The following is a 12,810-nucleotide window of genomic DNA, read 5'->3' on the forward strand; positions in this document are numbered from 1 at the left end:
TCATCTTTGTATGCTGTTGACATCAACTTTGAATGGTCCAATATTCACTCCAATGGGCTTCCAGAAGAAATGTATATAAACAAGTACTGCCCAGAAATTATCAATGGAGTGACAGTTCCTGCATCGTTCTCGCCCCCTGACTCGCTCAATATCCATGCAATGTTTTTGGATGGCGAGCTACAATACCGGAAGAGTCCCCAAACAGTCCCCGTCCAGTTTAATCCTGAAGCAATGACCCTGACAGGTGGTCAAGAATATTAGTACAAACTTCAATAAGACATGTTATCAAATTTGTTATAATCCATAATGGGGACCAACTTTCCGGATACTTATATAATTGTATAATTTCCATTTCAACTCAAACTTTTTCATCTGTTATTGCGTCTCTTTAAAAATTATTATATATTTGCGACGTTAATTTAAATCAAATTGAAATTATAGTTATTAAAATTTTAAATATCTATAGTTTTAATAAACCTCAAAACTCAATATTATGTTAAAAAGACTGCAATCTGTTAGTATGGTATTATTCCTTGGAACTTTATTCTCCGGAACAATTTCTACAGCTACGGCCTCTGGAGCAAATTCTTTCGCGACCACACAGCAAGCGGGAATATGCAAAGGACTTGTGAAAGATGCTACCGGAGAGTCTGTTATTGGAGCCTCTGTTGTAGTAAAAGGTACCACTAACGGAACAATTACCGATTTTGATGGTAATTTTAGCCTCGATGGGATTAAGAAAGGAGATGTGATTGTAATCTCTTATGTGGGATATCAGACACAAGAGATTAAATGGAACGGCAGCCCGCTGAATGTTATCTTGAAAGAAGATTCAAAGACTCTAAGTGAGGTTGTGGTAGTAGGTTATGGCACACAGAAAAAGGCGAATCTTTCAGGTTCTGTTGCTATGGTAGACAGCAAAGAGTTGGAGAATCGTCCTATTCAGAATGTATCCAGTGGTTTGCAAGGTTTGATGCCGGGTGTTGCTATTACAGGAACCAACGGGGCACCGGGGCAGGATGCCGGCAAAATCCGTGTTCGTGGGATCGGCACATTGAATGAAGCGGGACCTTATATTTTAGTGGATGGCATTGAAACCGGTACATTGAGTGCGGTCGACCCTAATGACATAGAAAGCATTTCTGTATTGAAGGATGCTGCTTCGGCAGCAATTTATGGTTCTAAAGCTGCCAACGGTGTTGTTTTGATAACTACCAAACGCGGCAAGACCGGACAGACTAAAATTTCCTACAGTGGTTATCTAAGTTTCCAGAATGCAACGAATATGATTGAGCGTATGGGGTCATACGAATACGCATCCCTGCTGAATCAGGCATTGGAGGCTGAAGGTATGTCGAAGCGTTTCAATGATACCGAGCTGCAAAAGTTTAAAGACGGGAATGACCCGCTCTATCCGGATACCGACTGGTATGACCTGGCATATAAGACGGGTGTTCAACATCGCCATAATGTCAATATCAACGGTGGTTCTGAAAATGTAAAATATATGGCCTCGCTGGGATATTTGAACCAAACAGGTATTTTGCCTAACGCAGGGCGTGAACAGTTTAATGCGCGTACCAATCTGGACATGAAGATTAATAAACGTTTGAGTGCGCGCATGAACCTGTCTTTCATTAAAAATGATTACAGTGACGCCAGTTCCGCCTACTACGGGGGTAGCTCGGATCAGATCATCAGGCAGTTGAATTTGATCGCTCCTTGGATTGTAGCCCGCTATGATGACGGCACTTGGGGCACAATTTCAGACGGCAGTCCCATTGCCTGGTTAGATTCGGGCATGAAGGTGAACCGTGACAATTATAATTTTTCGGGGATGGCCGCTGTAGACTATGAAATATTTGATGGCTTAAAATTAACCTTGCAAGGTGCTTACGTCAACAATTTACAAAATTACAATTATTTCCAAAAATATATAAAGTATAATGAGAATAAAGAATCTGATCCCAGTCAGTTGGACGAGCGTTTTTATAAATGGGACCGCACAAACTATGACGCCTTATTGAACTACAATAAAAATTTCGGCAAGCATAATATTAAGGGTCTGTTGGGATGGCATACGGAAAAATATAATTATAAATATCAGAAAGCCGTCCGCAAGAAATTCCCTAATAATGAATTGACGGATATGAATGCCGGTGATGCTTCTACCCAAAGCAATGAAGGGTATACAGCTGAATTGGCAATGATTTCATGGTTTGCCCGTATTAACTATGATTTTGCAGGTAAATATCTCTTGGAAGCCAACATTCGTGCGGACGCCTCTTCCCGTTTTGCGGAAGGTCACCGTTGGGGATATTTTCCTTCTTTCTCGGGTGCATGGCGCATCAGCGAGGAAGCATTTATGGAAAGTGCAAAAGACAGCTGGTTGTCCGGACTGAAAATTCGAGCTTCTTGGGGGCAGCTGGGTAATCAGGATGCATTGAGTGGCAGTAATAATGACTATTATCCTGCCTTGAACACGTATAATCTCGATTCCAAATATGCATTTGGAGGCTCTTTGAATTCTGGTTATTATCAACGGAAATATCGTCTGGAAACCATTTCATGGGAAAAAGCCTCTACTTGGGGAGTCGGCGTTGACTTTACTTTATTCAATAAACTGAATGGTTCTCTGGATTATTATAATCGGAAGACTACTGGTATAATTATGGATGTGACAGTCCCTAAAGAATTTGCTTTGGATGCCTATAAGGATAATGTAGGCTCTATGAGAAACAGTGGTATAGAAATAAATTTAAGCTACAATACAAAAATAGGTCAGGTTGATTTCGGAATTGCGGGCAATTTCTCTTACAATAAGAATGAAATTCTGGATCTGGGAGGCGGCGACCCTAACAAGTACCTGGATGCTACTGATGGTTACAGCCAGCGTAATAAGGTAGGTGAAGCAATGAATTCCTATTATATTTATAGGGCGGATGGATTTTTTAATTCTCAAGAAGAAGCTGATGCATATACGGCCAAATACGGTAATCCTTTCGGTAAAACTTTCAAGGCAGGCGATTTGCGTTATGTGGATACAAATAAAGATGGTAAACTGACAGCTGATGACCGTGAATATTGTGGAAGTTCCGATCCTAAAATTATTTACGGATTCAATATAAATGCGGGCTGGAAAGGAATTGACTTATCATTGATGTTCAATGGTGCGGCGGGTGTGAAACGCCTGTTTGACGGATACGAGGTGTATGGTAATTTCTCGGGTGACGCTGCTCATCCGGCTACTATTTGGAGAGATGCCTGGACACCCGATAACCATGATGCCTCCATGCCACGTATTTTTTACGATACAAACTCGGCCAGTAGCAGCCGTTCGGTACAATCGGATTTTTGGTTACAAGATACAAGTTATTTGCGTCTGAAAAATTTGCAGTTGGGATATACTTTGCCGAAAGGCTGGTTGAATTCGGTTGGTGTTGAGAATATCCGTATTTACTATTCTGTAGAGAATCTATTGACTTTTGATAAGATGAAGATCAATATAGACCCTGAATCCACAAGCCAACGGCTGTCTTCCTATCCTCTATTACGTACTCATGCATTCGGCGTTAATGTTACATTCTAAATTGTTATAGACTAAAAAAAATGGAATTATGAAATACTTGAAACAATATATGATCATAGGAGCGGTGACAATGATTACATCTTGCTCTGATTTTCTAGATACAGCTCCATTGGATGCCCTGTCTCCTGCCACTACGTGGAAAACCGAGGATGATGCCCAAAAATTTGCTATCGGGTGTTATGGCGGTAATAACTACGATACTTCCAGCTGGGAAGATGGTGGCAATATCTTATATCTCGACTGCGGGTCGGATTTTGGATATAACAACTTTGAATGGGAAAACTATAAGACCATTGGCAACGGTACAATGACTCCGTCAGGGGCTGTTGCAAGCTTTTATGATTTCTCAGTCATCCGCCGTTGTAACACATTCCTGGAAAAGGTAAAGGAGATCCCATTTTCCAATGAGCAGACCAAAAACGATTTGATCGGTCAGGTCCGTACTATTCGCGCTTATCGCTATTTTGTTATGAACTGGTGGTATGGAGGAGTGCCTGTGATTGACAACTATAACTCAGCAGATGAAGCTAAAGTTCCCCGCAAGTCGGAGGAGGAAGTGAAAAATTACGTCAATACAGAATTGGACACAGCCATCGGTGAACTGAATGCATCTCCCTCTGAAAGGGGACGGATCGCAAAGGGCGCTGCTATGGCAATCCGAATGCGCAGCGCACTGTATTATGGTGATTATGTGAAAGCAAAAGAAATGGCCGAGGCCATCATGAATTTGAAACAGTACGATCTGGAACCGGACTACAGTAATTTGTTCAAAGTTGCCGGTCAGGACTCAAAAGAGATTATTTTGGCTGTTCAATATGTGAATTCCACTTTGGAATTGGGCACAATAGGCCAGATGTATAATAATGGTGACGGTGGCTGGTCCTCCATTGTTCCGACTCAGAACCTGGTGGATACTTATGAAATGGCTGACGGCTTGACCAAAGAGGAATCCGGCTCTTATGACCCAAACCATCCGTTTGCCGGTCGCGATCCACGTATGGCCATGACCATTATATACCCAGGAATGGACTGGAATGGCACTGTAGTCAATACACTGGACAAGACAATCAATGGTAAGGATAATGCAAACTATCCTCCTTCTGCGAACAATGCTTCAAAGACCGCCTTAACCTGGAGAAAATATTTGGATGAACAATATGCTAATGGTATTTGGAACACGAATGCCTGCCCTATTGTAATCCGCTATGCAGAAGTGTTGCTTACTTATGCGGAAGCAGTCAATGAACTTTCTGGTCCGTCTGCAGATGTTTATGACAAACTGGATCTGATTCGTGGACGTGTAGGAATGCCGAAAGTGGATCGTGAGAAGTATGCTTCAAAGGAAACATTACGCCGGCTGATCCGCCGTGAACGTGGGGTGGAATTGGCCGGGGAAGGTGTGCGTCGGGCTGATATTCTGCGCTGGAAAGATGATAATGGAAAGATGGTTGCAGAAACAGTCCTGAATGGTGTTTTGGAAAGGGTTGTCGGAACTGTAAATTATGCCGAGACTGATCCGACGAAACGTGCGGAGATTGACACGAACGCCCCTGCTACTGACAAGAAGATTGAAGACCGTGTATTCAAAGTGCATAATCGATACAATCCAATTCCTCAGGGAGCTATTGATAATAACCCGAATCTTGAGCAAAACCCCGGGTATTAATACAATGACAGTATCGGTCTTTTGTAATTAGAATGGAAATCCAATAAAAAAATGGAAGGTGTGTCGTAATACACGATGCACCTTCTTAATTTTTATTAAGCGCAATACAATTGCAGTGTATTCTCCTATCATTGTATCCGAAATATAACATAAAAAAGAAACTACCATGCCAAATGAAAACAACCTGTTGCCGGAACATGCACAACTTGCAGCAGTTCTGGACAATCCGGACGCAATCCAAAGGATCAAAGAGCCGACAGAAAAAGTACAGATTGCCGCCGTACAGAAAAAGCCGGAACTTGTCCGGCTGTTCACCAACACTACGGAAAAAGTACAGCTTTCCGCCGTAATTGCCTCTCCTGAAAGTGTCCTTCTCATGCAGGCCCCATCCCCCCTGGCCTGCTTCACGGCCGTGGAAAGGATGTTCAAGGCGGACCTGCCGCCCACAACCGGTATTCTGGCCGCAGCCCGGAGGCTGGTATTCCGGATGAAGGGGAACAGGAAACTCGGAGAACCGGATACGGAAGCCGTAAAGGAGTTTTTTGATGAAGTCAAATCCTTTAAACATTGAAAGCCATGCCTACAATCCTGGAACACCTTGCCGCGCTGTTCGACAAGGACATGAGGGCGGTATTGAGCAATCCCCGCGCCATCAGCATGATCGCCAACCCTTCCGCCCGTGTCCAGATGGCCGCGGTCAGAAGGGACAGAAGTGTCATCTGCTTTATTGAGAAACCGACGGAAAAGGTACAGCTGACAGCTGTCAGAAACGCACCGCACAACATCCATTTCATCACTTCGCCAAGTGAGAGGGTACAGCTGACGGTCATAGGCATCAGGCCTTCCTATGTCGGCTTCATCCCAAACCCTACGGAAAAAGTACAGCTGAAAGCCGTCGAGAAGAGACCGGAATGCATCTTCCTGCTGCAGAAGCCCGCAGAAAAGGTACAGCTGACGGCCGTCCTGAAAGATCCCCGGTATCTCTCGGCAATCAGGGAGCCGACAGAAAAAGTACAGCTGGCAGCCGTACAGAAAAATCCGGAATGCATCCGTCATATAGCGGAACCGACGGAGAAGGTGCAGCATATGGCCGTCCAGAGAAGTCCGGATATCTTCCGGCAGATCAGGCAGCCTGAGGAAAGCGTGCGGCTGGCGGCGGTGCAGGCCAAGGGAGAGAACATCAGATACGTGTCCGCCCCGTCCGAGGCTGTACAACTGGCGGCTGTCAGAAACGATCCGATGAATATCCGGTATATAGAAAACCCTACGGAAAAGGTGCAGTCTGTCGTTCTGAACGCAGACCGGGATGCGGCACCGTTTATCAGTTCGCCTACAGAAGAGATCAAAAGACTGGCGATGGAAATGTACGGCCTCAGACTGGAAAATGCCGCCGGCAAGGAGGCGGCAGCGGCCCGGACATCCGAAACCTCCGGAGACTCCGGAAAGAAAGCGGCGGAGGACGTGGCAAAGAAACCTTCGGCAAAGCAGGTCAGAGAGGCGGTGGAAAAACTGGATAGCGAGATCAGGGAAATAAACAGGGAGTACTTCCAGGCCACTTACGAGGCGCAGTACTCGGACAACGCCGCGGAACGGGAAAGCGAGGTCTCGGCTGCCGGGAAAAACAGGGAGAAGAAGCTTGTCAAAGCTTATGAAAAATTCAACTCGGCAGCCGTTCCGGAAAGGAAGGAATGCAATGTGGGGAAGATTGTCAAGGAACTACGCAAGGAAAGGGTGGCCGTGGAAAACATGAAAGCCGGGGAATGGCACTCCCTGATGAAGGGGAAGGCCGTACAGCCGCCCCTTGTTTCCGGCGCATCCGGAGCCGCAGGAAAAGGAAGCGCACTGATGCTTGCCAGAACACCCGCGGGATATGCACTGAAGGCGGCAGGCACCATAAACCAGGCAAGCCGGCAGGCCAATGCGGAAATGTAAGTAACATTTGCATTCTACATATATCACTTGTTTACTTATTTACTTTAAATTTCGGAAATGTAAATAAGTAAACAAGTTTTTTGCTGATAAAACTCTTTATGACTTTATGAACAAGGTATCATATTAAGCCGGCAAACAATGACACATACTTCCGATAAACATGTCACGGACGAAGAACTGGAACTTGTCACACGTGGCAAGGCGGACGGCATATACATGAAAGCTCCGAACGGCAGTCCGACTTCCCTGAATGAGAGGCAGTGGGTCCAAGTGCGCACCAGAGCATTCAAGAACTGGTTTGGAGACTGGGAAAATGTACCGGAGGCAGCTTCAAGGATTGTCGATGAGAATGGCGAGCCTCTGGTTGTCCACCATGGAACACCTTTGCGCAGAGACCAGATTACTCCCGAGAGGGGATGGCAGAGGGACGGGATCACTTATATACCCCAAAAGGCTCCGTTCCACACATTCAAGGGCGGTGAATATTCCGGCCTGATTTTCACCTCCGTCGATGCGGAAAAGGCAAGAGGTATTGCAGAGACGCGTGCAATGAGCATGCCTGATGACAAATATGGCAATGAACAATGGACGGAAGAAGGATACGTGTATGACCTGTATGTAAATTCAAGAAACCCTTTTGACCCGAAAGACGGGCAGGCCGTAAAAAAAATCCTGCAGTCATTGGGCAGCGAGATACCTGTCCTGTCTTTTTATGGAGGAAAAGGAGGTACGGTATCCCCGGAGAAAGCGCTGGAGCTGGCATCAAGCAAAAGAAACTGCTGGATGTTGACGGAAACCCCGGAGTTTTTGTCCAAAATCAGGGAGGCGGGCTATGACGGGCTTGTCGGTTACGACGAGGGAGTGAAATACATAGCCGTGATGTCTCCCGGACAGTTGAAGGACGCTTATGAAAACACGGGCGCGTTTTCCACATCAAATGACAACATCCGCTTCCGTCAGGTCTATCACGGCAGTCCGGCCTCCTTCGGGCATTTCGACCATGCCTTTACCGGAACCGGTGAAGGGGCGCAGGCCTACGGATGGGGGACATACGTGACGGAAGTGAAAGGAATCGCCCGCAAATATGCGGCCATCGGTATAAAGCGGGGAAACCACATCACCTATGACGGGGAGCCTTTATCCCCGGTGCTTGACAACGAATATTATTTTGATGAGGTATGGAGAATATGGAAACGCCAGATCCTTTCTTCCACCGATGTGGACAGTTTGAAACGGAACATTTCTTCCGTGTATATGGACGGGCGTATCGCAAGCGCACACAGCGGACGGAGGAAGGCATTCGAGCGGCAGAAGCAGGAGCTGCTTTCCGACATAGATGCGGGCAGGATACGCATTGAGCCGCCGCGCCACCTCTATACGGTGGAAATTCCGGAAGACAACGGGATGAACTATCTGTACTGGGACAGGCCGGTATCCGCGGAGCAGCAGGGAAAGATATTCCTGCAGCTCCGCAAGGAACGTTTCTTCTTTCCGGAAGCCACGGCGGAGTTCTGGAGCGGCAGGTCGCATGTATGGAACAGCGGGAAAGAGTTCTACGGCTTTTTGGACCATATGTTCATGAATCCGGACCGGGATACCGATTCACAGCGGCTTGCCAGCGGGTTTCTTTCGCGGGCGGGTTTTACCGGGATTGACTATCCGGCGGAGTGTTCAACCGGCGGCCGGGCTGACGGCGCGCGGAACTATGTCATTTTCAGCGAGGCCGACCTGAAGATAACCGCACATGAACGTTTCCGCTTCATCGGAGAGAAAGGGGCCTCCAGACTTGACCGGTCTGAAGGGGCCTCCCTGCGGCTGGAGAACCTCGCCGTCGCCCGCGAAATGGAAAAGTCCGGCAAGGATGCCGGAACAATAAAGGCGGCGACAGGCTGGGAACGCGGGGCTGATAGCAAGTGGCGTTATGAGACGGCGGATTTCGAATACCATCCGGCCGGAGATCTGGGCTATTCACGACTGCTGGAAAAACAGTCCTGGCATGGGGAGCTTGAAAATCTTCTTGACCGGCAGATAGAGGGCGAAACACTCTCTGAAGCGGAGTGGAAACGGTTTGAGGAACTGACGGAGCTGGCAGCCGGACTGAAGGAACAGGACGAGCTGCGTGAACGGATCTATCTTGATGACTATGTGAAAGACGATGAACTGTTCCAGGCCTATCCTGAAATGAAACGGACCCGGCTGGAATTTGTGGACCTGCCGTCGGCCGACTATTGCGGGGGCTACCTCCATCCGGACAACAGAATCGTGATAAACATCTCCCGGACTGATGATGTGAGGTCTGTCCTGGCCCATGAGATACAGCACGCAATACAGACCATGGAGGGCTTTGCGCGGGGAAGCAATCCCGGGGAGTTTAAAAACACGGTGGAGAATGTGATCCTGGACATCGTGCGGGCCACTGACGGAAGGATTCTGGAGGGCGGCGGTTTCGACAATACCCCCAAAGGCATATTTGCCGCACTTGACCGGAAAGTGCCCTACGGGACAATACTGAGACATTATGACTATCCCCTCAGCCTCGTGGCTGAGAAGTACGGATATGAGAACATCTTTGACCTGGTGAATGACATCGGCCGGTTTAAAAGCGGCATACAGGAATACCGTTCCACTGCCGGGGAGGTGGAAGCGCGCAATGTGGAAAGCAGGCTGGATTTTACTTCCGCCCAAAGACGGAACACGCTTGCCGTTTCCACCGAGGATATCGCCCGGGACGGGCAGATATTCCTTTCAAGGGACGTCCGGATGGACGAGCTCGCACGTCATGTGTCTTTTCTGGCCGGGAAACTGCATATTCCGGTGGAAGTGATCCGTCATGCCGACGAGGCAGGCTCTCCCGACATACGCGACCTGCTCTCCTGCGGGAAAGACATCCGGGGCTGGTATGACATCCCCTCGCAACGTATCTGCCTGTATCTTCCACATGCCCGGGGGAAAGCGGACGTCGAGCGTACCCTGCTGCATGAGGGTGTGGCACATTACGGCCTCAGAAAGCTTGCAGGTCCCAAGCATATGGATGCTTTTCTGGATGACATCTTCAACGGATGCGGAGAAAAAGTACGGGATGAGATTCTCCGGATGGCGGCTGCAGACAAGACGGACATACGTGTCGCAACGGAAGAGTATCTGGCCCGGATGGCCGAGGCCGGTACGGACCAATCCTCATGGGACAGGATTGTCACCGCCTTCCGGAATCTCCTCCGAAAGCTGGGCTTCTGCCTGGAAATCGGCACAAGGGAACTGAGGGGCATACTCGCCGCCAGCCGGAAAAATCTCACCGGAATTGCGGAACCGGCCGTAATACAGACGGCAAGAGGAGACCTTGAACTCTCCTGCGGATACGGGCGGGCGGTTCTCAGGCGGCAAGGGGTCGAAACGGATGCGACCTCCCTTCTGGAACGGATGAGAAAAGCGGGGATCAGCCCCGCCTCTCTCGGGCAGGAGGACTGGAAAGCCGTCTTTAACGGCGGCATCATCCTTCCCGACGGCAGGAAGCTCATGGCCGTAAGGGAACCGGCCGGATACGGGATGAGGATATCCGGTGTGTCACCGGGGAGTGCAAGAGAGTCGGGAATGGAAATGTAAAACAGGATACGGAAAAATAAGATATGGACGAGTGCGGTGAAAAAAACACTATAAGCCTTTCATGGGGAAGGCGGGAAATCCGGATTTCCGGAGAAGGGGCCACCCTGTATGTGAACGGTGTCCCCCATGACATGACCATGATGCTGGAGACTATCCGTGGAGCCGGCGCGAGGCCGGAAAGGATATCCCCGGCCAGATGGATCTCCCTGTTGAGGGGACGGCCTACCGTGCTGCCGGGATGTGAAAGCCCCCTGGTCATGGTACGGGTCCCTTCCGGATATACGGTCAGGTGTCTGTTTCCGGCCGGGGAAAAGGGACACTCCTTCCAGGCGGAAATGCAGTAATTGGACCGGATTACTTATAAAGTATGATATTAATAAAGTAAATAGCTGTAAAAACTAAAAAAGTACAATGGAACATTACATTTTCTATTGCAAGCTGTCGCTTCTGGCAGTGCTGTCACTGATAACGGCCTGCTGCATGCTGAGCCGGAGATGGTATGTCAACCTGGTCGCATTTCTTGCATGCCTCTCGGGCGAGACCTTTCTGGCCCACCTGTTCTTCCCCGGATACATGCTGTGTCCGGCGGCCGCCTCGTTCATAATCCTCTTCCTTTCCCGGATATGGGACCTGTCCAGAACCCCGGCAAAGGGGAACGGGGCTGATCCCATCCGGCTGCCGGTCAGGTCAGGAATCCGGGAGTCCCGGCTCGAATTCTATTACCATTACTCCAACTTCCTGGTTTACGGAGGGGCCGGTTCCGGAAAGACGAAAAGTATCGGAAAATGGCTTCTGAGCGAATACATGCGGCTGGGATTCGCCGGATTCATCTATGACTTCAAGGATACGGACTATACCCGTACCGCCTACAACCTCATTAAAAGGCACAGGTATCCGCACAAGTTCTACTATGTCAGTTTCGACAGGCCTGAACGGTCGTACCGGTTCAACCCGCTCAAGGTGGTGAGGGACCGCACGGAACTGATCCAGCTGATGGAGGACGTGCTGCTCGCGCTGCTTCCCAAGAAGGAACAGCAGAACGAATGGGTCGCCGGAGGTCTGGGCATCCTCCGCGGCGTGGCGTTCCGGTTCTGGGACGAGTTCCCCGAGCATTGCACGCTGCCGCATATACTGGCCTTCATCATGACCGCCTCGGCAAGGCAGCTCTCCCTGTTCCTGCAGCAGAACCTCGTGTCGGAAATGCTGGCCGGCGCCTATCTGAAGGCGGAAGGTTCCGAGAAGACCCAGGCATCCTATCTCTCCACGCTGTGTAACAATCTGGCCACCGTTTCACAGAACGAGGAGATCGCCTATGTCCTTTCAGGGGACGATTTCGATTTCAACCTGATCGATCCGGAAAATCCGAAACTTTTTGCCATCAGCAACAACTTCTCCAAGAACTCGGTCTATGCTCCGGTCATCGGCATGCTCATGACCATATCTTCCCGGCAGTTCACCATGCGGAACAAGGTTCCTTTCGTCTATTTCCTGGACGAGATGACGACAGTCAATATCAAAAACTTTGAGACGCTGCCTTCCGTCCTGCGTGAGTATCTTTGCGCCTTTGTTCTTTTAACACAGTCCGGTTCCAAGGTGGAGAACCAGTATGGCAGGCTCGACCGTTCATCCGTGGAAGCCAACTTCGGGAACCAGTTTTTCGGACGGACCAAAGACGTGGAGTCATTGAAATATTATCCCATGATGTTCGGAAAGGAGGAAAAGGAACGGAGATCCCGCAGCGCGGGAAAAAGCGGGGGAAGCACGAACAGGAGCGTGACCGTATCGTCCCAGAAAGAGGACATCTATCAGGGAAAGGATTTTGCGGATCTGGAACCCGGGGAGTTCATCGGTTCCGCCACGCGTGCCAACGTCAGCTACTTCAAGGTAAAGCTGGAGATGTATGACGACAGGAACGAGGAGCCCCTGCCCGATGTTCGGGTCCTTGAGCCGGGAGAGCTGGGCAGGAACTTCGCAAGGATTCTTGAGGAGGTACGGGAGCTGTTCCCGTGTGAGTGAACGGACC

At 49.1% G+C, this 12,810-nt stretch carries 7 protein-coding genes; all 7 read left to right on the forward strand.

What is annotated here, in order from left to right:
* The first annotated feature begins 69 nt into the window (after window positions 1-69).
* Window positions 70-261 carry a hypothetical protein gene (locus BVU_RS04865; protein ID WP_011964977.1) on the forward strand — a complete coding sequence of 64 codons (192 nt, stop codon included), beginning with the start codon at window positions 70-72 and terminating at the stop codon, window positions 259-261.
* 232 nt (window positions 262-493) lie between these two features.
* The gene (locus BVU_RS04870) at window positions 494-3,589 is read left to right on the forward strand and encodes a SusC/RagA family TonB-linked outer membrane protein (protein WP_011964978.1); all 3,096 of its coding nucleotides are present in this window, start codon (window positions 494-496) and stop codon (window positions 3,587-3,589) included.
* A gap of 28 nt (window positions 3,590-3,617) precedes the next feature.
* On the forward strand, window positions 3,618-5,255 hold the full coding sequence (locus BVU_RS04875) for a RagB/SusD family nutrient uptake outer membrane protein (protein WP_011964979.1): 1,638 nt from the start codon (window positions 3,618-3,620) through the stop codon (window positions 5,253-5,255).
* Between the two features lie 166 nt (window positions 5,256-5,421).
* Window positions 5,422-5,826: a hypothetical protein gene (locus BVU_RS04880; RefSeq protein ID WP_011964980.1), complete on the forward strand. Its 405-nt coding sequence runs from the start codon at window positions 5,422-5,424 to the stop codon at window positions 5,824-5,826.
* 5 nt (window positions 5,827-5,831) lie between these two features.
* Window positions 5,832-7,187, forward strand: a complete 1,356-nt coding sequence (locus BVU_RS04885) for a hypothetical protein (RefSeq protein ID WP_011964981.1) — start codon at window positions 5,832-5,834, stop codon at window positions 7,185-7,187.
* A 138-nt stretch (window positions 7,188-7,325) separates the two neighbouring features.
* Window positions 7,326-10,787, forward strand: coding sequence for an LPD23 domain-containing protein (locus BVU_RS04890; protein WP_011964982.1), 3,462 nt, complete (start codon window positions 7,326-7,328; stop codon window positions 10,785-10,787).
* A gap of 411 nt (window positions 10,788-11,198) precedes the next feature.
* Window positions 11,199-12,803, forward strand: a complete 1,605-nt coding sequence (locus tag BVU_RS04900; RefSeq protein ID WP_011964984.1) for a type IV secretory system conjugative DNA transfer family protein — start codon at window positions 11,199-11,201, stop codon at window positions 12,801-12,803.
* The last annotated feature ends 7 nt before the right edge of the window (window positions 12,804-12,810 follow it).

The sequence above is a fragment of the Phocaeicola vulgatus ATCC 8482 genome (genome assembly GCF_000012825.1).
Classification (GTDB): domain Bacteria; phylum Bacteroidota; class Bacteroidia; order Bacteroidales; family Bacteroidaceae; genus Phocaeicola; species Phocaeicola vulgatus.

Excerpts from the sequence above, each read along its gene's own strand:
- BVU_RS04865 (WP_011964977.1), top strand. The coding sequence starts at position 70 with ATGTATATAAACAAGTACTGCCCAGAAATTATCAATGGAGTGACAGTT.
- BVU_RS04870 (WP_011964978.1), top strand. The coding sequence starts at position 494 with ATGTTAAAAAGACTGCAATCTGTTAGTATGGTATTATTCCTTGGAACT.
- BVU_RS04875 (WP_011964979.1), top strand. The coding sequence starts at position 3,618 with ATGAAATACTTGAAACAATATATGATCATAGGAGCGGTGACAATGATT.
- BVU_RS04880 (WP_011964980.1), top strand. The coding sequence starts at position 5,422 with ATGCCAAATGAAAACAACCTGTTGCCGGAACATGCACAACTTGCAGCA.
- BVU_RS04885 (WP_011964981.1), top strand. The coding sequence starts at position 5,832 with ATGCCTACAATCCTGGAACACCTTGCCGCGCTGTTCGACAAGGACATG.
- BVU_RS04890 (WP_011964982.1), top strand. The coding sequence starts at position 7,326 with ATGACACATACTTCCGATAAACATGTCACGGACGAAGAACTGGAACTT.
- BVU_RS04900 (WP_011964984.1), top strand. The coding sequence starts at position 11,199 with ATGGAACATTACATTTTCTATTGCAAGCTGTCGCTTCTGGCAGTGCTG.